The sequence below is a fragment of the Catellatospora tritici genome (assembly GCF_019083965.1).
In the GTDB taxonomy this organism is placed as follows: domain Bacteria; phylum Actinomycetota; class Actinomycetes; order Mycobacteriales; family Micromonosporaceae; genus Catellatospora; species Catellatospora tritici.
The window spans coordinates 62,476-86,153 of the sequence record NZ_JAHRCY010000030.1; the positions used below are offsets into that span (position 1 = coordinate 62,476).

General features: G+C 71.3%; 13 protein-coding genes. 10 read left to right on the forward strand and 3 right to left on the reverse strand.

What is annotated here, in order from left to right; translation table 11 throughout:
- Window positions 1-22 precede the first annotated feature (22 nt).
- Entirely contained in the window at window positions 23-805 is a 783-nt protein-coding gene (locus tag KUA19_RS38025; RefSeq protein WP_217404124.1) for a CDP-alcohol phosphatidyltransferase family protein, read from the forward strand.
- 208 nt (window positions 806-1,013) lie between these two features.
- On the opposite strand, the gene KUA19_RS38030 is transcribed toward KUA19_RS38025, so the two are convergent.
- Window positions 1,014-1,763: an FkbM family methyltransferase gene (locus KUA19_RS38030; RefSeq protein ID WP_217404125.1), complete on the reverse strand. Its 750-nt coding sequence runs from the start codon at window positions 1,761-1,763 to the stop codon at window positions 1,014-1,016.
- A gap of 321 nt (window positions 1,764-2,084) precedes the next feature.
- Here KUA19_RS38030 and KUA19_RS38035 point away from each other — a divergent pair, with 321 nt between their 5' ends.
- Window positions 2,085-6,668 carry a galactose-binding domain-containing protein gene (locus KUA19_RS38035; protein ID WP_217404127.1) on the forward strand — a complete coding sequence of 1,528 codons (4,584 nt, stop codon included), beginning with the start codon at window positions 2,085-2,087 and terminating at the stop codon, window positions 6,666-6,668.
- A gap of 321 nt (window positions 6,669-6,989) precedes the next feature.
- On the opposite strand, the gene KUA19_RS38040 is transcribed toward KUA19_RS38035, so the two are convergent.
- Window positions 6,990-8,669, reverse strand: coding sequence for a GDSL-type esterase/lipase family protein (locus tag KUA19_RS38040; protein WP_217404129.1), 1,680 nt, complete (start codon window positions 8,667-8,669; stop codon window positions 6,990-6,992).
- Window positions 8,670-8,877: 208 nt separating this feature from the next.
- On the opposite strand from KUA19_RS38040, the gene KUA19_RS38045 reads away from it, so the two are divergent.
- The 3 genes from KUA19_RS38045 (at window position 8,878) to KUA19_RS38055 (ending at window position 14,399) form a co-directional block, all read left to right on the forward strand.
- Window positions 8,878-9,414 carry a DUF3558 family protein gene (locus KUA19_RS38045; RefSeq protein WP_217404131.1) on the forward strand — a complete coding sequence of 179 codons (537 nt, stop codon included), beginning with the start codon at window positions 8,878-8,880 and terminating at the stop codon, window positions 9,412-9,414.
- 31 nt (window positions 9,415-9,445) lie between these two features.
- Complete coding sequence (locus tag KUA19_RS44815; protein WP_217404133.1) at window positions 9,446-11,968, forward strand: LuxR family transcriptional regulator; 2,523 nt, start codon at window positions 9,446-9,448, stop codon at window positions 11,966-11,968.
- Between the two features lie 142 nt (window positions 11,969-12,110).
- Window positions 12,111-14,399 (forward strand): exo-beta-d-1,3/1,6-glucosidase, encoded by a 2,289-nt coding sequence (locus KUA19_RS38055; RefSeq protein WP_217404135.1) that lies wholly within the window; start codon window positions 12,111-12,113, stop codon window positions 14,397-14,399.
- Window positions 14,400-14,572: 173 nt separating this feature from the next.
- Here KUA19_RS38055 and KUA19_RS38060 read toward each other — a convergent pair whose 3' ends face one another.
- The gene (locus KUA19_RS38060; RefSeq protein ID WP_217404137.1) at window positions 14,573-17,806 is read right to left on the reverse strand and encodes a GH92 family glycosyl hydrolase; all 3,234 of its coding nucleotides are present in this window, start codon (window positions 17,804-17,806) and stop codon (window positions 14,573-14,575) included.
- A gap of 336 nt (window positions 17,807-18,142) precedes the next feature.
- On the opposite strand from KUA19_RS38060, the gene KUA19_RS38065 reads away from it, so the two are divergent.
- The 5 genes from KUA19_RS38065 (at window position 18,143) to KUA19_RS38085 (ending at window position 23,660) form a co-directional block, all read left to right on the forward strand.
- A complete protein-coding gene (locus KUA19_RS38065) occupies window positions 18,143-19,627 on the forward strand; it encodes a cellulase family glycosylhydrolase (protein WP_217404139.1) in 1,485 nt (494 codons plus the stop codon).
- A gap of 182 nt (window positions 19,628-19,809) precedes the next feature.
- Complete coding sequence (locus KUA19_RS38070; protein WP_217404141.1) at window positions 19,810-20,148, forward strand: RNA polymerase-binding protein RbpA; 339 nt, start codon at window positions 19,810-19,812, stop codon at window positions 20,146-20,148.
- 115 nt (window positions 20,149-20,263) lie between these two features.
- On the forward strand, window positions 20,264-20,788 hold the full coding sequence (locus tag KUA19_RS38075; protein WP_217404142.1) for a PadR family transcriptional regulator: 525 nt from the start codon (window positions 20,264-20,266) through the stop codon (window positions 20,786-20,788).
- Window positions 20,785-21,471, forward strand: a complete 687-nt coding sequence (locus KUA19_RS38080) for an ABC transporter ATP-binding protein (protein WP_308167878.1) — start codon at window positions 20,785-20,787, stop codon at window positions 21,469-21,471. Before KUA19_RS38075 ends, KUA19_RS38080 begins: the two co-directional genes overlap by 4 nt.
- Window positions 21,468-23,660, forward strand: coding sequence for an FtsX-like permease family protein (locus KUA19_RS38085; RefSeq protein ID WP_217404144.1), 2,193 nt, complete (start codon window positions 21,468-21,470; stop codon window positions 23,658-23,660). Before KUA19_RS38080 ends, KUA19_RS38085 begins: the two co-directional genes overlap by 4 nt.
- Window positions 23,661-23,678: the final 18 nt, after the last annotated feature.

Below are 23,678 nucleotides of genomic sequence, written 5' to 3' on the forward strand. Positions count from 1 at the left end.
TGGAACCCTATACGGAGGTGCGGTGCCGCCGCAGGTGATCCCAGGTCCGCTGGCGGGTCTGCTCGGCCAACTCGTGCTGCTGGCGGTGCTGGAGGCGGGAGTGGGTCTGGGCGCGCCCGGCTGGAGCTTCGGCCTGGCGTACGCGCTGGCGCTGTGCGTGCTGCTCGGCCGGGCCATGCAGAACACGGGCACGCTCGCCTTCGGACCGGCCGACGTGGTCACCCTGTCCCGGGCGGTGCTGGTCGGCGGCGTGACCGCGCTGACCGCCGAGTCGCTGGCCCGCCCCGTGCCGGTGGTGCCGCTGCTGGCGTTGACCGTGGTGGCGCTGGTGCTCGACGCGGTCGACGGGCAGGTGGCTCGGCGCACCGGCACGGACTCGGCCTTCGGCGCCCGCTTCGACATGGAGACCGACGCCTGGCTGATCGCGGTGCTCAGCGTGTACGCGGCCCCGGTCTACGGGGCGTGGGTGCTGTGCATCGGCGCGATGCGCTACGCGTACGTCGCCGCGAGCTGGGTGCTGGCGTGGCTGCGCGGGCAGCTGTTCCCGCGATACTGGCGCAAGGTCGTGGCGGCGATCCAGGGCATCGTGCTGGGCATCGCGGCCGCCGATGTGCTGCCCCGGGCGCTGGTGCTGTTGGCACTGGTCGGGGCACTGGGACTGCTCACCGAGTCGTTCGGCCGCGACGTGATCTGGCTGTGGCGCCGCCGCCCGGCGGCGGCCCCGGTCAGGGCCGCGCGCTCCGCGGGCGCCGCGCGCTCCGCGGGCGCCGCGCGCTCCGCGGGCGCCGCGCGCGGGCGAGCGTAGCCGCAAGATCGCTGCAGTTTCGGGGAAACTGCACGAAAGCGCGCCAAGATTCCAACACTTTCCCCGAAACTGCACTAACGCCCCGCCCCGCCCCGCCCCGGCCCGCCCCGCCCGGCCCGCTCGCGCGACGCGGTCCGCGCGGTGCGACGCGGTGGGGCGCGGTGCGACGCGGTGGGGCGCGGCGCGGTGGCAGGCACGCGACACGCGGTCAGCGCAGGCGGGCGTAGACGTCGCCGGATCGGTTCAGTGGGCGATAGCGGTCGAGCAGCCGCAGCAGCCCGGCGGCATCGAGCCACTCGTCGGCCGCGAAGCGCATCGTCTCGACGGGGGCGTAGTTGTAGCGGTACCCGTCGGCCTGGGCGCCGAGGCGTTCGACCAGGTCGAGCGCGGTGAGCATGGCGTCGTGGGCCTGGGGCAGGTACTCGAAGGACAGGGCGCGCAGCGGGCGGCTCAGGCCGCGCAGCACGTCGGCCTCGAAACCCTCCACATCGATCTTGCAGAAGGCGGGCTCGCCGTGCGCGGCGATCAGCTCGTCGAGGGTGGTCACCGGAACCTCGATGGTGCGGTCCCAGTGGACTCGGGCGAAGCTGTCGTCGGCGGTGACGGTGTCGATCCAGTCGCGCGACAGCGTGGAGACGGTCGGGGTGGCCGAGGACAGGGCCAGCGCGGCGTGCCCGGCTTGCGCGCCGACCGCGACCGGCAGCACGGTGACGCCGGGGTCGCGGCCGAACATCAGGCGCAGCACCCGCAGGCAGTCCGGCTGCGGTTCGATCGCGAGCACCCGCGCGCCGAGGCGGCGCCAGGGCCGCACCCGGCTGCCGACGTGGGCGCCGATGTCGAAGGCGAGATCGCCGGGGGCGAGGAATCCGGAGTAGAAGCGGCGCATGCGCCGGTGTCGGCCCGGGATGCCGTGGTACATGGCGAGCGAGCGGGTCAGACCCCAGGCGCGGGCGAGCATTGGCCGACTCTAACCCGCCTTGCGTCCATTGAGCAGGGACGGCTGGCCGTTCGGCGCAATCGATGTGCCTGGAATGTTGACGCGCCGGTAGCACGTCTGTAACGTTGGCCTCAACACAGTGCAAGATTTCGACAAAGACATGCATGTTTTTGTCGTCCACATGTGCAAGTAGTCGGGACGGCACCTGTCCAGGCAGCACATGACGCACCAACCGCCCGGTTCCGCTCGCCGTCGCGGCTCACCGGCTTCGTGCCGGTCCTGCCCCCGCGTTGGTGGTCTTCCGCCATACGCGGATACGTCCCCTCAGCGACAAGGACCGTGATGAGACGAATCAATCCGATCAGGGCGGTGGCGGCCACGGCCACGGCCGCGGCCGTGCTGGTCGCCTCCGGCGTATGGGCCGGCGTGGCCCAGGCCGCCGGCGGCCCCAATCTCTCCCTCGGCAAGACCGCCAGCGCCAGCTCCAGCAACGCCGCGTACACCCCCGGCAACCTCAACGACGGCAACCAGGCGACCTACTGGGAGAGCAGCGGCTCGCTGCCGCAGTGGGCGCAGCTCGACCTCGGCGCCGCGACCAGCGTCGACCAGGTGGTGCTGAAGCTGCCCACGAGCTGGGGCACCCGCACCCAGACCCTCGCGGTCCAGGGCAGCACCAACGGCTCGACGTTCAGTGACCTGAAGGCCTCCGCGGGTTACGTCTTCACCGCGGGCACCAACTCGGTGACCATCAACTTCACCGCCGCCTCGGTCCGCTACGTGCGCGTGAGCGTCAGCGCCAACACCGGCTGGGCGGCCGCGCAGCTGTCCGAGCTGGAGGTGTACGGCGTCGCCGGCGGCTCGACCAACCTGGCCCAGGGCCGCCCCACCACCGAGAGCGGCCACGCCGACGTCTACGGCTCGGGCAACACGGTCGACGGCAACCAGGCCTCTTACTGGGAGAGCGTCAACAACGCGTGGCCGCAGTGGGTGACCGTCGACCTCGGCGCCACCACCACGGTCAACAAGGTCGTGCTGAAGATCCCAGCCGGTTGGGGCACCCGCACCCAGACGCTGTCCGTGCAGGGCAGCACCACCGGGTCGAGCTTCACCAACCTGGTCGCCTCGGCCACGTACACGTTCGACCCGGCCGTGGCGAGCAACTCGGTGACGATCAACTTCACCCAGACCGGCACCCGGTACGTGCGGATCAACTTCACCGCCAACAGCGCCTGGCCCGCGGGCCAGCTGTCGGAGCTGGAGGTGTACGGCCCCGGCGCGGGCACCGACACCACCGCCCCGAGCGTGCCCGGCACCCTGAGCTACACCACCTCCGGCACGACCATCACCCTGAACTGGGGCGCGTCGACCGACAACAGCGGTGGCAGCGGCATGGCCGGTTACGAGATCTACCGCAACGGTGCCCTGGCCACCACCGTCGGCCTGGTCACCACGTGGGCCGACACCCAGCCGACCTCGGCGACGGTGTCGTACTACGTGAAGGCACGCGACGTCGCGGGCAACGTGTCGGCGGCGGGCAACACCGTCACCCGCACCGGGACCAGCACCGACACCACCGCGCCGAGCGTGCCCGGCACGCTCAGCCTGTCCGGCTCGGGCACGACGCTCACCCTGAACTGGGGCGCCTCGACCGACAACGCGGGCGGCAGCGGCATGAGCGGGTACGAGATCTACCGCAACAACGCCCTGGCCACCACCGTCGGTCTGGTCACCACGTGGAGCGACACCCAGCCGCTGACGGCGAACGTGTCGTACTACGTCAAGGCGCGCGACGTCGCGGGCAACGTGTCGGCGGCGGGCAACACCGTCACCCGCAACGGTGACGTGACCGCCCCGTCGGCCCCGACCAACCTGGCCGTCAGCACCTCGGGCAGCACCATCACGCTGACCTGGACCGCCTCGACCGACTCCGGCTCCGGCCTGGCCGGGTACGACGTCTACCGCGACGGCTCCCTCGTCACCACCGTCGGCACGGTCACCTCGTGGCAGGACACCCAGCCCGCGACCGCGACGGTGTCGTACTACCTCAGGGCGCGTGACGTCGCGGGCAACCTGTCCGCCAACAGCGCCACGGTGACCCGGACCGGCACCCAGCAGCCGGGCTGCACCAACGTGGCCGCGGGCAAGACCGCGACCGCCAACGGTTCGACGTTCACGTTCGTCCCGGCCAACGCCGTCGACGGCAACCTCACCACCTACTGGGAGGGTGCGGGCCTGCCCGCGACGCTGACCGTGGCGCTGGGCGCCAACCACAGCGTCACGCAGGTGAACGTGAAGCTGAACCCGGACCCGGCGTGGGGCACCCGTACCCAGAACATCGAGGTCCTCGGCCGCGACCAGGCCGCCACCACCTACACCACGATCAAGGCCGCCGCGAACTACCAGTTCACGCAGGGCAACAACGTGGTGAACATCCCGGTGTCGGCGACCACCGCCGACGTGCAGCTGAAGATCGCCTCCAACAACGGCGCCCCCTCGGGCCAGGTGGCGGAGTTCGAGGTCTGCGGCACCCCGGCGCCCAACGCCGACCTGTCCGTCGGCAACGTGTCGTTCAGCCCCTCGGCGCCGACCGAGGCCAGCAACGTCACGCTGAGCGCCACCGTCAGCAACATCGGTGAGCTGGCCTCGACCGCGACCACGCTCAACTTCTACCTCGACGGCGTGCTCAAGACGACCGCCAACGTCGGCCCGATCGGGGCGGGCAGCTCGCTGCCGATCTCGATCGCGATCGGCAACCTGCCGCAGGGCAGCTTCGCGCTGTCGGCCAAGGTCGACCCGTCCAACACGGTGATCGAGAAGAGCGAGGCCAACAACACCGGCAACGCCGCCTCGCCGCTGACCGTCACCCAGGCCCCCGGCCCGGACCTGCAGGTCGTCGGCATCTCCACCACCCCGGCCAACCCGGCCGTGGGCGCGGCGGTCAGCTTCACCGTCCAGGTCAAGAACCGGGGCATCGACCCGGCGGGCGCCTCGACCACCCGCGTGGTCGTCGGCTCCACCACGCTGAACACCAGCACCGGCACCATCGCCGCGGGGGCCACGGCCACCGTCGCGATCACCGGCACCTGGACCGCGACCAGCGGCGGGGCGACCATCACCGCCACCGCCGACGCCACCAACACCGTCGCCGAGACCAACGAGACGAACAACTCGCTGTCCCAGGCGATCGTGGTGGGCCGCGGCGCCGCCACCCCGTTCACCACGTACGAGGCCGAGGCGGGCACCTACCAGGGCACCCTGCTGACCGCCGACCCGCTGCGCACCTTCGGGCACACCAACTTCGGCACCGAGTCCTCGGGCCGTCAGTCGGTGCGCCTGGACAGCCAGGGTCAGTTCGTGCAGATCACCTCGACCGTGCAGACCAACTCGATCGTGGTGCGCAACTCGGTCCCGGACTCCGCCTCCGGCGGCGGCCAGGACTACACCATCAGCCTCTACGCCAACGACGTCTTCGTGCAGAAGCTCACGTTCTCGTCGCGCAACAGCTGGCTGTACGGCACCACCGACGACACCGAGTCGCTGTCGAACACGCCCCAGGCCAACGCTCGGCGCCTGTTCGACGAGTCGCAGGCGCTGCTGTCCACCTCGTACCCCGCGGGTACGCGGTTCAAGCTGCAGCGCGACAGCGGTGACAACGCGTCGTTCTACATCATCGACCTCATCGATCTCGAGCAGGTCGCCCCGCAGCTCACCAAGCCCGCCGAGTGCACCTCGATCACGGCGTACGGCGCGGTGGCCAACGACGGCGTCGACGACACCGCGGCGATCCAGCGGGCCGTCACCGACGACGAGAACGGCGTGATCAGCTGCGTCTGGATCCCGGCCGGTCAGTGGCGTCAGGAGCAGAAGATCCTGTCGCCTGACCCGACCCGCGGTCAGTACAACCAGAAGGGCATCAGCAACGCGGTCATCCGTGGCGCGGGCATGTGGTACACGAAGCTGTACACCAACACCGAGCCGCAGAACGTGGTCGGCAACATCAACCACCCGCACGAGGGCAACGTCGGCTTCGAACTCGAGACCAACACCCAGATCTCGGACCTGGCCATCTTCGGTATGACCACCAACCGCGCCAACCGGGGCCACGGCCTCAACGGCCGGTTCGGTCAGAACTCGAAGCTCACCAACATCTGGATCGAGCACGTCAACGTCGGCGCCTGGGTCGGCCGCGACTACTCGGACACGCCCGCCTACTGGAACCCGGGCAACAACCTGGACTTCAGCGGCATGCGCATCCGGGACACGTTCGCCGACGGCATCAACTTCTCCAACGGCACCCGCAACTCCCGCGTGTTCAACTCGTCCTTCCGGACCACCGGTGACGACTCGCTCGCGGTGTGGGCCAACCCGTTCGTGAAGGACCAGAACGTCGACATCGCGCACGACAACCACTTCACCAACAACACGATCGCGCTGCCCTGGCGTGCCAACGGCGCCGCGATCTACGGCGGTTACGGCAACGCGATCGAGAACAACCTCATCTACGACACGATGAACTACCCGGCGATCATGCTGGCGACCGACCACAGCCCGCTCCCGTTCTCGGGGACGACGACGATCTCCAACAACGGGATCTACCGGGGCGGCGGCGTGTTCTGGAACGAGGCCCAGGAGTTCGGCGCGATCACGCTGTTCGCGTCGGGCAAGGACATCATCGGCGCCGTCATCAAGGACACCGACATCTACGACTCCACGTATGACGGCATCCAGTTCAAGACCGGCGGCGGCAGCATGCCGAACGTGGTCATCACCAATGTGAAGATCGACAAGTCGAACAACGGCGCGGGCATCCTGGCGATGAGCGGCGCACGCGGCAACGCGACGCTGACCAACGTCACGATCACCAACTCCGCCGACGGCAACATCCTCATCCAGCCCGGTTCCCAGTTCACCATCACCGGCAGCTGACCCTCCCGCTGCCCCTGAGGTAAGGAAGGGCCCCTTCTTATCGCTTCGCGATGTAGAAGGGGCCCTTCTTCGCGCCCGCCCATCTCCCGCTGCCCCGGCGTCCCCGATGAGTGCCGGGCAGTGCCTGGGAGTGCCGGGGAGTGCCGGGCGCCGCCGGGGCGTCGGGCGGCGGCAAGATCGGTGCAGTTTCGGGGAAACTGCACGAAACGGGGCCAAGATTCCCGCACTTTCCCTGAAACTGCACCGATCTTGGGGCAGTGTGGCCCCGCTCGCCACCCACCGGCGGCGAGCGGGGCGGGGTGGCGAGCGGGGCGGGATGGGTCAGGCGCCCGCGACCTCGAACGAGTAGACCCGGGTGACCGCGTCGGTGGTCTGAGACGGGGTCTGCACGACCAGGCGGACGTAGCGGGCCGTGGCGTTGACCGGATGCGTGGTCACGCCGTCGGCGTTGGCTGTGACGGTGACCAGCGTGGTCCAGGTGCCGCCGTCGCTGCTGCCTTCGATCCGGAACGCCTTCGTGTTCAGGGCCAGGGCTTCGCCGCCCGCCGAGGCGTGGCGGATCACGAACCGGCGCACGGTGCGCACCGACCCGAGGTCGACCTGTAGCGAGGCGCCCGCGACGCCGCTGCACCACTTGCTGTTGCCGCTGACCACGCCGTCGGTGGCCTTGGCCGGTGCCTCGGCCGCCACGCACGCGGCGCTGCCGGTGGTGGGCTTGCCCAGGGCCAGGTCGCTACCGGGGAAGGTGCCGCCCTCGTCGGACAGGCTCAGGTCGTCGAGGTAGCCGCGGAAGGTGCCGGTGCCAGTGGGTCGGTCGAAGCCGAGGTCGACGCGGGTAACGGTGCGTCCGGCCAGGCCGCCGAGGTTGATCCGGACCAGGTTCCACTGGTTGACGACCAGATGGCCGCCCTCGCCTTGGAACTGCGGGTGGGCGCGTACGCCGTACTGGTCCACGGCGCTGGTGTCGCGCAGCGCGGAACCGTCGCTGAACTGCAGGTCGACGCCCACGAAGGTGCCGTTGGCCTGCTGCGGGTAGATCCAGTACGACAGCACGCTGCGCGAGGTCAGCGGGGTGTCGGCGGCGAAGATCCGGGCGTACGAGTACGACTGCGTCGCCGAGTTGTCCGATCCGGAGTACATCAGCGCCCCGGCCCCGCTGTGCGCCAGCTCGGCCCGGGTCGACGCCTCCATCGCCGTCAGCGCGCAGCAGTAGCCGCCCACGTTGATCGCCGCGGCGATGCTGTCGCGCCAGGTGGGAGCGGTGTCGGTGGCCTCGAACGCGGTCGACAGCAGCGGATGGTCGCGTCCGTCGCCGAGCACCGACTCCAGCCCGCTGTACCAGCGCACCGCCATCCGGGCGTACCCGGCGTCGTTGGGGTGCAGGGTGTCGGCCAGGTCGGCCGAGCCGAGCACGGACAGGTCGACGAGCTTGGCCCGTGCCCCGCGTGCGGCCACGATGCCGGGCACCGCCGCGTTGAACGTGTTGATCCGGGCCTGGATGGTCGCGTCCAGCGCGGGCACGATCTTGGCGATCAGCACGGTCGCGGTGGGTCGGGCGGCCAGGATCTGGTCGATGAGCGAGCCCAGCCGGGCGGGCGCGTTGGCGACGTCGTAGTTCTGGTTCATGTCGTTGGTGCCGATGTGCAGCAGCACCACGTCGGGCTGGTAGGTGTTGAGCCAGCCGGTGGCGCTGGCGGCGATCTGGTCGATGCGCCAGCCGGAGTGGCCCTCGTTGTCGGTGTCGGGCAGGCTGCCCGACTGCTGCGAGCCGACGAAGTCGACGGCGTATCCGGCCTGGTTGACCAGGCGCTGCCACAGCGCGGCGCGGTAGCTGGAGGTGCTGGGGCTGCCGACGCCCCAGGTGATCGAGTCGCCGAGCGGCATGATCCGGATCGGACGGCTGGTGACGGCGGCCTCGGCGGGCGCGGGCAGGAAAGCCAGGGACAGGAGCGCGGCCAGGAGCGCCGCGAGGCGGGTGGCGAGGCGGGGGACGGATGGCACGGATACCTCCGGGACGGGGGAGGTGGCGGTGTGGGGGCCGCCGATACGGGTGCTTTCCGTCCAGCCTGGAGTTATTATTCATGCTTGTCAATGGAGTTTGACAACGTTGCCAATCGTCGGGGCTCAGCATAGCGTCGTCTTGCGGACAACGCGATCTGAGTGGTGACCACTCAGGCGTACGTACTCAACCGCGCCGATCCTCGGCAGCATGAGGAAATCGCTGCTCGCCATCACCCTGCTGACCGTGGCCCTTGCCGGCTGCGGCCCCACCGACGATCCGGCGGCCCCCGCGGCCAACCCTCCCGCCGCCACCTCCGCCGCGGCCAGCCCCGCCCCGGCCGCCAACAACGCGCAGGTGACCCCGGAGCAGCTGTGCGGCCTGCTGAGCGTCGCCGACGCGGTGCGTATCACCGGCTTCAGCGGGATCGCGAAGGCCACTGCCAGCTGGTCGGACAACGTGGCGGTGTGCGACTACGAGCAGGCCGACGGCATCGGCAAAATGATCATCCAGTTCCAGCCGAACGCCAGGACCATGTTCGACATGACCAAGGCTCGCGGGCAGCGGGTGTCCGGGTTGGGTCAGGAGGCGGTCTACTTCGACACATCCGGACAGCTCACGGTACGGCTGACCGAGGCCGACCTGTTCCACGTCTTCATGCTTGACGTGCGGGCGCACGGCGGCGACCCGAAGGGCGGCGCGATCGCGATCGCGAACATCGTGGTCCCGCACCTGCCGGGTGCGTAACCGACGCTGTGTAGGAGGTAGATTCGCCCGCGTGCGTGATCTCTCCGTGATCGGTCCGGCGGTGGCCGGACGCGGTACGGAGCTGGTCCGCGCACGGGCGCACCTGGCCCAGGCCGGGGGAGTGACCCTGGTCGGGGCGGCCGGGGTGGGTAAGACCCACCTGGCCCGCGCGCTGGTCGACGGGCGCGCCGAATGGATCGTCGCGACCCGGGCCGCCGCGGCCATCCCGTTCGGCGCGTTCGCCCGCTACCTCGACGACCCGGGCCCGCACGGCGCCTGGCCCGGCCCGCACGCACTACCCGCGGTGATCATGCGGCGGCTGCTCGGACTGCTCGCCGGAGTCGCGTCGGCGGTCGTCGTGGACGACGCGCACCTGCTCGACGACGGCTCGGCCGCGCTGGTGCACGAACTGGCTCGCGAACCGTCGCTGCGTCTGGTCCTCGTGCTGCGGGCGGGTGAGCCGGTGCCCGGCGGGCTGGACCGGCTGCGACCCGTCATACACCTCGACGCCCTCGATCCGCCCGGGGTCGGCCGGCTCGCGGCGGGGATCATCGGCGGCCCGCTCGATCCGGCCGCGACCGCCGCCCTGCACCGGCTCAGCGGCGGCAACGCCCTGGCCTGCGCGGAGCTGGTGCGCTCGGCACTGGCCGACGCCACCCTGCGCCGCGACCCGGACGGCCGGTGGCGGTGGGCCGAGGGGCAGCGGCGCGGCGGCGTCACCCGGGTGCTGATCGAACGGCTGGCCGGGGCGACCCGGGCCGAACGCGAGGTGCTCCAACTGGTCGCGCTCGCCGAGCCCGCCGACGCCGACGCGGTCGCCGCTGTCACCGACCCGGCGCTGGTGGAGTCCATGTGCGAGCGCGGCTGGCTGCACGCCAGCCACGCGGGCGACCAGCTGACCCTGCCGCACCCGCTGTACGGGGAGGTGCTGCTCGACGGCGCCACGCCGGTGACCCTGCGGCGGCTGCGGCGGTCGCTGGCCGACCGGCTGACCGGGCCGGGACACCTGCTGCGCCGGGTGATCCTGCGGCTGGACGCCGCCGACACCGCCCCCGACGAGGAACTGCTGGCAGGTGCCGACGAGGCGCTGTCGCGGCTGGACGGCCCGCTGGCCGAGCGGCTGGCCCGTGCGGTCACCGCCGACAGCCCACGCCGGGCCGAGCTGCTGGCCCGAGCGCTGCTGCTGCGGCAGCGCTGGGACGAGGCCGAGCAGGTGCTGGCGGCGGCGGTGATGGCGTACCCGGGGCGGCCGGAGCTGATCGGGGCGCGGGTGAGCAACCTGGTGCGCGGGCTGCGCCGCGACGATCTGGCCATCGCGTTCCTGGAGCGGGAGCGGCCGGACCCGTTCGTGGCGGTGCAACTGGCCGTGCTGCGCCGCCAGTACGCCGCCGCGGTCGACGCCTGCGCCGCCGACCCGCTGCTGGCCGACCTCGACCTGGCGGGCCCGGCCGGATACGCCATCCACCAGCTCGCGGGCGCCTACTACCAGCTCGGCATGGTGGCCGAGGGGCTGGCGCTGCTGCGCCACCACGACCGGGCCGGGATGCCCGCCGAGGTGCTGCTGTCGCTGCGCTTCGGCATGATCGGCTCGCTGCTGGCGGCCGGTCGGCCCGACGAGGCCGCGGCGCTGGCCGACGCGCTGATCGGCTGGGGTGAGTCGGCCCGCTGGCCGGTCGCGTCCTGTCTGGGCACGGCCGCGGCGGGGGCGGTGCGCGCCTACCGGGGCGACTATCCGGGGGCGGCACGCCTGCTGCGGAGCGCGCGGGACGCGGCACCGGGCGTGCCGCCGGGGGTACGGCACTGGCTGGCCTGCCAGCTTGCCATGGCCGAGGCGGCGCTGGGACGCATCGACGCCGCGTTCAGCGTGCTGCGCGCCGCCACGGACATCCGCGAGAGCGGCTCGATGCCGTACGTCGCCGTCGACGAGCGGCGGGCCGGGGCGTTCGTCCACGCCTGCGCGGGCGCACCGGCCTCGGCCGACCTGCTCGACCTGTTCGAGGACCAGGCGGGCTGCGCCGCGTACGCCGTCGCGGTGGAGATCGCGCTGCTGCTGGCCCGCACCGACGACCCGGGCCGCGCCGCCGCGCTGCTGGACCGGCTGCCCGCGCTGGCGGGGGTCTACGCGGCGCACGCCGCGTTCGTGCGGGCGCTGGCCGCCGGATCCGCCGCCGAACTGGTGGCGGTGAGCGACTCCTACGCCGAGGTCGGCGCGCTGGGGCTGGCCGCCGAGGCCGCCGATCATGCGGCGCGCGGCCACGACCCGGCGTCCCGGAAGTCGACCGCCGCGGCGGCGCGACGGCGGGACCGCCTGCTGGCGGGCGGAGTGACGGCGCTGCCCTGGGGCCCGCAGTCGGCGCCGTCCGGGCTGAGTCCGCGGGAGCGCGAAGTGGCCGCGCTGGCCGCCGAGGGATTGTCCAATCCGGAGATCGCCACGCGACTGGTGCTGTCGGTGCGTACGGTGGAGAATCACCTGCACAGCAGCTATGCGAAGCTGGGTGTCACCGGGCGGGCGCAGCTGCGTGCCGCGCTGGGCTGGGGCCGATCGGGCGGGTGACAGCGCGTCGGCGGGGGTGACGGTAGGTCGCCGGATGTGGCTATAGTGTCCGGAGAGCGCTCTCCCGGCGACGCGGGCGGGGGCTGCCGTGGACCGTGCGCTGGGAACGCCCGCTTGGGGCGTTTCATGAAAGGACCTACCCGTGAACTCCCCGCTGCCCTACCTCGACCCCACCCTGCCCACCGCCGAACGCGTCGCCGACCTGCTGGGGCGGATGACCCTGGCGGAAAAGGCCGGGCAGATGCTGCAACTGGCCGCTCGCGACGGCGTCCGCCGCATCGTCGAGGACCTGCACATCGGCTCCATCCTGCACGCGTCGCCCGACCACGTCCGCGAGGCCACCAAGCTGGCGGCCGCCTCGCGCCTGGGCATTCCGCTGCTGGTCGCCGAGGACTGCATCCACGGCCACTCGTTCTGGATCGGCGCCACCATCTTCCCGACCCAGCTCGGCATGGCCGCCACCTGGGATCCCGAGTTGGTGGCGCGGGTCGCCCGCGCGACCGCCGTCGAGGTCGCCGCCACCGGCATCCACTGGACCTTCTCCCCGGTGCTGTGCATCGCCCGCGACCTGCGCTGGGGTCGGGTCAGTGAGACCTTCGGCGAGGACCCGTTCCTCATCGGCGAGCTGGCCTCGGCGATGGTGCGCGGCTACCAGGGCGACGGCCTGAACGACCCGACCGCGATCCTGGCCTGCGCCAAGCACTTCGCTGGTTACTCGGAGACCCAGGGCGGGCGCGACGCCAGCGAGGCCGACATCTCGCGGCGCAAGCTGCGCTCGTGGTTCCTGCCGCCGTTCGAGCGGGTCGCCCGCGAGGGCTGCCGCACCTTCATGCTCGGCTACCAGTCCATGGACGGGGTGCCGATCACCATCAACAACTGGCTGCTCAACGAGGTGCTGCGCGGCGAGTGGGGCTACACGGGGACGCTGGTGACCGACTGGGACAACGTCGGTCGGATGGTGTGGGAGCAGAAGGTCGCCGCCGACCACACCGAGGCGGCGGCGCTGGCGGTGCGCGCGGGCAACGACATGGTGATGACCACGCCCGACTTCTTCGAGGGCGCCCAGGACGCGGTGGCCAAGGGGATGCTGGAGGAGGCCGACCTGGACGCGGCGGTCAGCCGCATCCTCACCCTCAAGTTCGACCTTGGCCTGTTCGAGAACCCGCGCCTGCCCGACCCGGCCCGCCAGGCCGAGGTGATCGCGAGCGCCGCGCACACCGAACTGAACCTGGAGGTGGCGCGCCGGTCGCTGGTGCTGCTGCGCAACGACGGCACGCTGCCGCTGGCGGGCGGGTTCAGCGCCGACGCCGCCGGTCGTGCGGCCGGTGACGGCACCGCTCGCACCGTCGCGGTGATCGGCCCGAACGCCGACGACCCGCACACCACCCTCGGCGACTGGGCGGGCGCCTCCGGCCAGGCCGAGTGGCTGCCCGACGGCCACCCGCGCGAGATGATCTCGACGGTGCTGGACGGGTTCCGCGCGCACGTGCCCGCCGACTGGACCGTCACCCACGCCCGGGGCGCCGAGATCCTGACCACCGGGCCGGACCCGGAGGGCCCGTACTTCCCGGACGGCCAGCCCCGCCCCGACATCGCCGTCCCGGCCGCGCCCGACGCGGCACTGATCGCCGAGGCGGTCGCGGCCGCGCAGGCCGCCGACTATGTCGTGGCCGTGGTCGGCGACCGGATCGAGCTGGTCGGCGAGACGAAGTCGACCGCGACGCTGGAGCTGGTCGGCGGGCAGGTGGCGCTGCTGGACGCGCTCGCCGCCACCGGCAAGCCGCTGGTCGTGGTGCTGGTCAGCTCCAAGCCGCTGGTGCTGCCGCCGTCGGCGCACAACGCCGCCGCGATCGTGTACGCGTTCAACCCGGGCATGCGCGGCGGCCAGGCGATCGCCGAGCTGGCGCTGGGCCTGGTCGAGCCGACCGGCCGCCTGCCGATCTCGTTCGCCCGTCACGCCGGTCAGCAGCCGACGTACTACAACCAGATCCGGGGTCAGCACGGCACCCGCTACGCCGACCTCACCCAGGCTCCGGCGTTCGTGTTCGGCGAGGGCCTGAGCTACAGCACCGTGGAGTACGCCGACCTGCACGTGCTCACCCCGGAGGTACGCCCGGAGGACACGGTGCGGGCCAAGGTCGTCGTGCGCAACAGTGGCGCCCGCCCGGTCACCGAGACCGTCCAGGTGTACATCACCGACACGATCACGTCCGTGACCTGGGCCGAGAAGGAGCTGAAGACCTTCCGGCAGGTCGTGCTCGCCCCCGGCGAGGCGCGGACGGTCGAGCTGGAGCTGCCCGCCGCGGCCTGCACGCTGGTCGACTCAGCCGGGCGCCGGGTCGTCGAGCCGGGCGCGTTCGAGCTGCTCGTGGGCCCGTCCTCGCGCGAGGCCGAGCTGCTGCGGGCGGGCTTCACCGTCTTCGCGGGCTGAAACGGGGGACGCCGCGGGCCGCCTGTCGCGGGCCCGCGGCGTCACGGCCCGCGAGCGGTCGGGCAGAAGAAGTAGTCGCTGTCGGGGTCACACCTCATACGGTGTTGCTACACCGTATGAGGTGTGACCCCGAATGCGTGATGCGCCGGCGGCACCCGCCGGGGCATCGCGCATCAGCCGAGGACCCGCAGCTCGTAGACGCGGGTCGCGCCGTCGGTGGTCTGGGTCGGGGTCTGCACCGTGAGGCGGACGTACCGGCCGGACGCGGTCACCTGGTGGGCGGTGTTGGCGGCCGTGTTGTTGGTGACCGACACGATCGGTGTCCAGGTGGTGCCGTCGGTCGACACGTCGATCGTGTACGCCTTCGTGTTGAGGTTGGCGGCCTCGCCGCCCGCCTCGGCGTGCGCGAGCTCGAACCGGCTGATGTTGCGGACCGAGCCCAGGTCGACCCGGAGCCAGGCGCCGGCCACCCCGGAGCAGAACTTGTCGGAGTTGCCGCCGCTGACGGTGCCGTTGACCGCCTTCTCCGGGCCCTCGTTGGCCGCGCACGCGGTGGTGCCGGTAGCGGGCTTGTTGAGGGCGAGGTTCACCAGACCGGCCGTCGGGGCGTACACCTCGAACTCGTAGATCCGGGTCGCGACGTCGGTGGTCTGCGTCGGCGCGCTGACGTTGAGTTTCACGTAGCGGGCCGTCGCCGTGGCGATGTTGTGGGTGGTGACGCCGCTGTTGGCGCCGGTCACGGTCACCGGCGTGGACCAGTTGGCGCCGTCGGTGGACAGCTGGACGGTGAACGCCTTGGTGTCGTAGTCGGCGGACTCGCCGCCCGCACCCGCGTGCCGGATGACGAAGCTGCCGACCTGCTGGTTGGACCCGAGGTCGACCTGTAGCCAGCTCGGGCCGGTCAGCGAGCAGAACTTGTCGGTGTTGCCGCCGGTCACGCTGCCGTTGACGGCCTTGTCGGGGCCCTCGGTGCTCGCGCAGGCGGTCGAGCCGGTGGCGGGCCGGTTCAGGGCCAGGTTGGTGCCAGGCGCGGGCGGGTTCACGTGTACGACCGACGGCGGGGCGTCGTTCGCGCCGGTGCCCCAGGTGCCGGGGGTGCCGCTGACGGTGTAGTCGAGCGTGGCGCCCTTGGCGAGGTCGGCCTGCGACAGCCACGTCCTGGTGAACGCGCCACCGTTGCGGGCGGCCGTGGCGATGTACCGGTTGGTGTCGGTGACGCCGGGGGCGTTGATGGTCAGCGTGCCGCCCTGCTGGGTGCCGTACGAGCCGATGGTGACCTTGGCGTACGGGAACTGCGGGGTGGTGACGCCGTAGAAGTTGGCGCCGTTCATCAGCGGGTAGAGGCCGAGCGAGGAGAAGACGTACCAGGCCGACATGGTGCCCAGGTCGTCGTTGCCGGTGACGCCGTTGGGGGCGTTGGAGAACAGCGTGAACGCCGAGCGCACCACCGTCGCCGTCTTGTACGGCTGCCCCGTCCACAGGTACGTGTACGGCGCCAGCAGGTCCGGCTCGTTGTTCGGGTTGTAGGTCATGAAGCTGTAGTAGTCGTAGGCGCCGTTGACCCACTTGGTGCGGGCGGTGCCCGAGGGGTCGGTCAGCAGCCCGCTGTAGGCGAAGAACTGGTCCAGCCGCGCGTTGGCGGCGGTCTTGCCGCCCAGCAGTGACACCAGGCCGTCCGGGTCCTGCGGCACCAGCCACTGGTACTGGTAGGCCCCGGCCTCGTGGAACATGTGCGCCCCGTCGGTCGGGCTGTACGACCCCTGCCAGGTGCCGCCCGCGTTGCGCGGCCGGAAGAAGCCGATCGAGGAGTCGAACAGGTTGCGGTAGTTCAGCCCCCGGGCGGCGAGCATGTCGGCGTCGGTGGTGTGGCCCAGCGCCCGCGCCATCAGCGACAGCGAGGCGTCGGCGGCGGAGTACTCGAGTGTCGCCGAGGCCGGGTACTGGCAGTCGTGGTCGAACGGGTGGGTCGGGGTGCAGGAGGCGCTGGTGGGGACGTAGCCGATGGAGGTGTAGTAGCCGTTGCCGTTGCGGGCGTTGATGCCCAGGCCGGTGCCGGGCACGCCGGTCGCGTTCTTGCGCAGCGCGGTGTAGAACTGCTCCTCGTACCCGTTGAGCAGCCCGCGCGCCCACAGGTCGACCAGGAACGGGGTGACCGGGTCGCCGGTCATGGTGTTGGTCTCGGTGTTGTAGAGCGACCAGCGCGGCAGCCAGCCCAGCTCGCGGTCCACGGCCAGCAGCGACAGCGCGTAGTCGCGCGCCACCTGCGGTTCCAGCAGCGCGACGAGCTGGTTCTGGGCCCGGTAGGTGTCCCACAGCGAGAACGTCTGGTAGGGCGTGTACCCGGCGGCGGATCGCACGACGTTGTCGAAGCCCCGGTAGGCGCCGTCGGTGTCGCCGGACAGGTTCGGGTGCAGCAACGAGTGGTAGAGCGAGGTGTAGAAGGCAGTCTGGCGGTCGGCCGTACCCCCGTCGACCTCGGCCTTGTGCAGTTTGGTGTTCCAGGTGTCGTGCGCGGACTGCTTGACCGTGTCGAAGTTGAACCCGGCCGAGGTGGTCTCGGCGGCGAGGTTGGTTCGCGCGCCCGCGATCCCCGTGTACGACAGCCCGAGCTTCAGTGTCACCGTCCGGTCGGTGCTGGTGTCGAACCGTACCCAGCCGCCGGTGGAGGCGCTGCCGGTGGCGGCGCGACTGCCGCTGGTGAACGTGCCGCCCGACCAGGTGCCGAACGACGCGAACGGGCGGCTGAACTTCGCCGAGAAGTACACGGTGTGCGCCGGTGAGCTGCTGCAGAAGCCGCTCTCGGTGACCGAGCCCTCGACGGTGTCGCTGTTCACGATGGACACCGAGGAGCTGTTGGCGCCGCCGTTGCCGCCCTTGACCTCGGAGGTGTTGAACAGGACGTTGGCCTGGGTGCTGGCCGGGAAGGTGTACCGGTGCCAGCCGGTGCGCAGGGTCGCGGTGAGTTCGGCGGTGACCCCGTTGGGCATGCCGACCCGGTAGAACCCGGCGGTGGCCTGCTCCTGGGCGTGGTTGAGGGTCTGGCCGTAGGTGTTGGGGTCGTTGGAGTTGACCGCGCCGACGGTGGGCATCACCGAGACCTCGGTGGCCGAGCCGCAGCCGACGCCGGACAGGTGGGTGTGCGAGAAACCACGGATCTTGGTCTGGTCGTAGTTGTACCCGGTGCCCCAGCCCGTGTCCGGGCTGAGCTGCACCATGCCGAACGGCAGGGCCGCACCGGGGAAGGTGTTGCCCTCTTTCTGGGTGCCGATGAGCGGGTTGACCAGCGGGGTCAGGTCGGCGGGCACGGCGGCGTGCGCGGGCGCGGCGGCGAGCCCGGCAGTGAGCAGCGAGGCGACCAGGGCGAGGGCCGAGGTCGCGGCGAGCGACCTGGGCGAAGGGGAGGGCATGACAGCTCCTTTGCCGGCGGACAACGTTGTCATGTTTCGGCAAAGTTTCACGGCCTTCGATGGGCATGTCAAGGTCCGAGCCTGCCGGACATTGCGCCGCAAGAGTTCTGAAACTTCCATGCCGGACACCGCCCTGAGGCGTCGTCAGGGATGGAGATATTGCGAACGCGTTACCGGCGCCTTAAGCTCCGTCCCGTGGGAGCGCTCCCGGCCCAAGTGGCGGCGCTCCATGTCGTCCAACCTGCGCGCAACTGCCCGTGCGCCAGGCCTGGACGGGGCCTGCTCCATCCGGAACGTCCACTCCCGATCACCGGACAGAACAGAAAGGCCAGTCCCATGCAGTTCCTCCCGCGCGCCTCCCGGCGCAGCCTGGTGGCGGCAGGTGCCGTCGCCGCGCTCGCCGCGGGCGTGACCGCCGCCCTACCGGCGGTCCACGCGATGGCGGCCACCGGCTGCCAGGTCACGTACACCGCCAACACCTGGGCCGGTGGCTTCACCGGCAACGTCGCCATCAAGAACCTCGGCGACGCCATCAGCAGCTGGACGCTCAAGTGGACCTTCCCCGACAGCGGCCAGAAGGTCGTGCAGGGCTGGTCGGCCACGTACAGCCAGAGCGGTGCCAACGTCACCGCGGTCAGCATGGACTACAACGGCGCGCTGGCCACCGGCGCCTCGACGACCATCGGCTTCAACGGCAGCTGGAGCACCGCCAACCCGACCCCGACGTCGTTCACCCTGAACGGCGTGCTGTGCACCGGCTCGACGACCACCTCTCCGTCGCCGTCGGCCTCGCCCAGCCGCTCGGCGTCCCCGTCGCCCTCGGCCTCGCCGTCGAAGTCGCCCTCGCCGTCCCCGTCGACCTCGCCGAGCACCCCCACGGGGACGACGCCGGTCGCGATCAACGGCCAGCTGCACGTCTGCGGCGTCAACCTGTGCAACCAGTACAACAAGGCGATCCAGCTGCGCGGCATGAGCACGCACGGCCTGCAGTGGTTCGCGAGCTGCTACAACGACGCCTCGTTGGACGCGCTGGCCAACGACTGGAACGCCGACCTGCTGCGCATCGCGATGTACGTGCAGGAGCAGGGCTACGAGACCAACCCGACCGCCTTCACCAACCAGGTGAACGCGCTGGTCGACAAGGCCCAGGCCCGGGGCATGTACGCCCTCATCGACTTCCACACGCTGACCCCGGGTGACCCGACGTACAACCTGGACCGGGCCAAGACGTTCTTCGCGGCCGTCGCGGCCCGCAACGCGGCGAAGAACAACGTGATCTACGAGATCACCAACGAGCCCAACGGTGTCAGCTGGCAGACCATCAAGAACTACGCCGAGCAGGTCATCCCGGTGATCCGCGCGGCCGACCCGGACGCGGTGGTCATCGTCGGCACCCGCGGCTGGTCGTCGCTGGGCGTCTCCGAGGGCGGCAACGCCACCGAGGTCATCAACAACAAGGTCAACGCCCAGAACGTGATGTACACGTTCCACTTCTACGCGGCCTCGCACAAGGACAACTACCGCGCCGAGCTGGAGCGGGCGGCGGCCTCGCTGCCGATGTTCGTCACCGAGTTCGGCACCGTCACCTACACCGGCGGCGGCGCGTTCGACCAGTCCAGCAGCACCGCGTGGCTGGACACGCTGGACCGGCTGAAGATCAGCTACGCGAACTGGACCTACTCCGACGCCAGTGAGAGCAGCGCCGCGTTCAAGCCGGGCACCTGCGCCGGCGGCCAGTACGCGGGCACCTCGGTCCTGCAGGACTCGGGTCTGTTCATGCGCTCGCGCATCCGCACCGCGGACAACTTCCCGACCAGCTGATTTCCCTGAACCGAACGGGGTCCCCGCCCGCCGCGGGGGCCCCGTTCCGCATTCTGGCGGTGGAGTTCGCCCGAAGTTCAGTGCCTGAACTTCGGGTGGCGCGAGGAACAAAACCGCGCTGCGCCTCGTTGGCTCACCGGGACACAATGTCCGAGGATGGGCGTCGAGCGTGAGGAGTTGGTATGGGCGAGCGGATGCTGCGGGGAAGCCGACTGGGTGCCGTCAGCTACGAGTCGGACCGCAACACCGAGCTCGCGCCGCGTCAGACGCGTGAATTCCTGTGCGCCAACGGGCACCGGTTCGAGGTGCCGTTCGCGATGGACGCCGAGGTGCCGCCGCTGTGGGAGTGCAAGTTCGACGGCAGTGTGGCACGGCTGATGGACGGCAGCGAGCCGGAGCAGAAGAAGGCCAAGCCGCCGCGTACGCACTGGGACATGCTGCTGGAGCGGCGCTCGATCGAGGAGCTGGAAGAGATCCTCAGCGAGCGGCTGGCGGTCGTGAGCGCGCGTCGCGGTCGTTGAGTTAGCAGGTCAAGGGCGCCTTCCCGGGTACAGGGAGGCGCCCTTCGCGTTGCCCGAAGCGATTAGCCTCCGGGTGTATACACTCGGCGTATACACCCGGTGTATGCTCACCCGCATGAGTGTCCCCCTGACCCTGCTCGGTCTGCTCGAGCGCGAGCCCCGCCACGGCTACGACCTCAAGCGCGACTACGACGCCTACTTCGGCCGCGGCAAACCCCTGCCCTACGGCCAGGTCTACTCGACGCTGAGCCGCCTGGCCCGCGACGGCAAGGTCGTCATCAGCGAGGTCGGCCCCGGTGAGGGCCCCGACCGCAAGCGCTACGTCATCACCGACCTGGGCGCGACCGAGGTGGAGACCTGGCTGACCCAGCCGGTCGAGCCCGAACCGCATCTGCAGACCGTGCTGTTCGCCAAGGTCGTGCTCGCGATCATGCTGGAGCGCCCGGCCGAGGAGTACCTGGACACCCAGCGCGCCGCCCACATCCAGCGGATGCGCGAGCTCACCGAGATCAAGCGCACCGGCAACCTGGTCGACGTGCTGCTGGCCGACCACGGCCTGTTCCACCTGGAGGCCGACCTGCGCTGGATCGAGACCACCAAGGCCCGGCTGGACCTGCTCGCCAAGACGGTGCGGCCGTGACCGCCCGGCGCCTGATCGAGGCGCGCGGCCTGGAGCTGTCCTTCGGCCAGACCCCGGCCCTGCGCGGGGCCGACTTCTGGGCCGCGCCCGGCGAGATCGTCGCCGTCACCGGCCCCAGCGGCTCCGGCAAGACGACCCTGCTGCACTGCCTGGCGGGCATCCTGGTCCCCGCCACCGGCGAGGTGTCCTTCGACGGGGTCCGGGTCGACACCCTGAACGAGGAGAAGCGCAGCACGCTGCGGCGCGAGCGGTTCGGTTTCGTGTTCCAGTTCGGTCAGTTGGTGCCCGAACTGACCGCCGAGGAGAACGTCGCGCTGCCGCTGCTGCTCGGCGGCGTACGCCGCAAGGCCGCGCTGGAGCGGGCGCGCCCGTGGTTCGCCCGGCTCGGCCTGGACGGGCTGGAGCGGCGCCGGTCCGGCGAGCTGTCCGGCGGCCAGGCTCAGCGGGTCGCGCTGGCCCGCGGCATGGTGACCCGGCCGCAGGTGGTGTTCGCCGACGAGCCGACCGGTTCGCTGGACTCGCTCACCGGCGAGCAGGTGCTCGACCTGCTGGTCGGGGCCGCCCGGGAGGAGGGGACCACGGTCATCCTGGTCACCCACGAGCCCAGGGTCGCCGCGTACGCCGACCGCGAGGTGATCGTCCGCGACGGGCGCGCCACCGAGCTGGAGCGGATCACCGCATGATCCGCTTCGGACTGCGCCTGGCCGTCACCGGCGGGCGGGAGGCCTTCGTACGGCTGGCCGTCATCGCCGCCGCCGTCGCCCTGGGCACCGGCCTGCTGCTGGCCACCGTCGCGAGCCTGCACGCCGTCGACAAGCAGACCGCCCGATACGGCTGGATGACCACGCGTGCCACCGAATCGGCCCCGGTCGCGGGCGTCGACCCGCTGTACTGGGCGCTGCGCGAGGACTTCCACGAGTCCAAGCTGATCGGACGGCTCGACGTGGCCGCCACCGGCCCGGCCGCGCCGGTGCCGCCCGGCCTGCCGCGCCTGCCCGGCCCCGGCGAGTACTTCGCCTCCCCGAAGCTGGCCGAGCTGCTCGCCGCCACTCCGGCCGACCAGTTGGGCGCCCGCTATCCGGGCCACCTCGTCGGCACCATCGGCCGGGACATGGTCCCCGACCCCGACACGATGCTCATCGTCATCGGCCACGCCCCCGAGGAACTGGCGGTCCTCGGCGCCGGGCAGGTGACCAGCATCGGCACCGAGCCGCCCGGAGCCCGGTCGGCCGGACTCGACCTGGTCCTGTCGACCGTCGCGGGCGGTCTGCTGTTCCCGGTGCTGATCTTCATCGGCACCGCGACCCGGCTCAACGCCGCCCGGCGCGAGCAGCGTTTCGCCGCGATGCGGCTGGTCGGCGCCACCCCGCGCCAGGTCTCGGTGATCGCGGCGATCGAGTCGACCGCGGCCGCGTTCATCGGCACCGCGCTCGGCTTCGCGCTGTACGCCCTGGGCCACGACACGCTGGCGAGCATCCCGTTCACCGGCTCGCGGTTCTATCCCGACGAGGTCGCCGTCACCGGGCTCGACGCGTTGCTGGTCGGGCTTGGCGTGCCGCTGGCCGCCGCGGTCGCGGCCCGGTTGGCGCTGCGCCGGGTGCGGATCTCCCCGCTCGGGGTGACCCGGCGGGTCACGCCGCGCCCGCCGCGGGCGTACCGGCTGATCCCGCTCGCGCTCGGCCTGGCCGAACTGACGTACTTCATCGGGCGCCGCCCGCAGACCTCCCAGGGCCAGGTGGCCGCGTTCCTGCCCGGCCTTCTGGTGATCATGGCGGGGCTCGTGATCGCCGGTCCGTACCTGACCATGGTCGGGGCACGACTGCTGGCCCGACGGGCCAACCGCCCCGCCACGCTGATCGCCGCCCGGCGGCTGGCCGACAACCCGCAGGCCGCGTTCCGCGCGGTCAGCGGCCTGATGCTGGCCCTGTTCGTCACCAGCACCGCCGTCGGGATCATCACCACGATCGTGGCCGAGCGCGGCACCAAGCACGGCACGACCGCCAGCGCGGGAAGCATGCATGTGTACTTCCACGACGGCGACCCGCTGACCACGGTGCCCGAGACCATCTCGGCCCGGCTGCGGGACGTGCCGGGCGTCGGCCGGATGATCACGGTGCGCCACAACCCGGTCGAGCGGACGGGTTCGGGCCCCGACGATTTCGGGTCGCTGCCCGGTGTGATCTCCTGCGCCGAGCTCGATCCCGTCTTCGGCCGCTGCGCGCCCGGCGCGGTGGTGGCCGAGGTCTGGAGCGACCTCATCGGCTTTCCTGACGCCGGGGGACCTGACACGGTCTGGGCCGCCTCCACCGTCACCCCGGAGCAGTACGCGCAACTGCCGCTGATGTCGCTGGTCGTGCGCACGGACGGCTCGACCGCCGCCGTCGAGCGGGCCCGCACGATCCTGGAAGTCGGCCTGCCGCAGTACGAGGTCCCGCCGATGGTCGCCGGCGACTTCGAGGCCGACTTCACCAACACCCTCACCGGCTGGAAACAGCTCGCCAACGTGATCATCCTGGCCAGCCTGCCGATCGCCGGGTGCAGCCTGGCGGTGAGCATCGTCGGCGGCCTGTCCGAGCGCAAACGCCCGTTCAGCCTGCTGCGGCTGTCCGGGGTGCCGCTGCGGACGCTGCGCCGGGTGGTCGCACTGGAGAGCACGGTGCCGCTGGTGGTCGTGGCCGTGGTCGCGATCGGCGCCGGGCTGCTGTCGGCACAGCTGTTCCTGACCGCGCAGATGCACTACGACCTGCGCGCGCCCAGCCTCGGCTACTACCTCACCGTGCTGGCCGGGCTGGTGGGATCGCTGGCGATCATCGGGTCCACGCTGCCGCTGCTGCGCCGGATCACCGGCCCGGAGACGGCCCGCAACGAGTGATCCCGACGTCCCGGGCGC

What these genes read in the sequence shown, in the direction of transcription:
- KUA19_RS38030 (WP_217404125.1), bottom strand. Translation starts at nt 1,763, where the DNA reads ATGCTCGCCCGCGCCTGGGGTCTGACCCGCTCGCTCGCCATGTACCAC.
- KUA19_RS38035 (WP_217404127.1), top strand. Translation starts at nt 2,085, where the DNA reads ATGAGACGAATCAATCCGATCAGGGCGGTGGCGGCCACGGCCACGGCC.
- KUA19_RS38045 (WP_217404131.1), top strand. Translation starts at nt 8,878, where the DNA reads ATGAGGAAATCGCTGCTCGCCATCACCCTGCTGACCGTGGCCCTTGCC.
- KUA19_RS38060 (WP_217404137.1), bottom strand. Translation starts at nt 17,806, where the DNA reads ATGCCCTCCCCTTCGCCCAGGTCGCTCGCCGCGACCTCGGCCCTCGCC.
- KUA19_RS38065 (WP_217404139.1), top strand. Translation starts at nt 18,143, where the DNA reads ATGCAGTTCCTCCCGCGCGCCTCCCGGCGCAGCCTGGTGGCGGCAGGT.
- KUA19_RS38070 (WP_217404141.1), top strand. Translation starts at nt 19,810, where the DNA reads ATGGGCGAGCGGATGCTGCGGGGAAGCCGACTGGGTGCCGTCAGCTAC.
- KUA19_RS38075 (WP_217404142.1), top strand. Translation starts at nt 20,264, where the DNA reads ATGAGTGTCCCCCTGACCCTGCTCGGTCTGCTCGAGCGCGAGCCCCGC.
- KUA19_RS38085 (WP_217404144.1), top strand. Translation starts at nt 21,468, where the DNA reads ATGATCCGCTTCGGACTGCGCCTGGCCGTCACCGGCGGGCGGGAGGCC.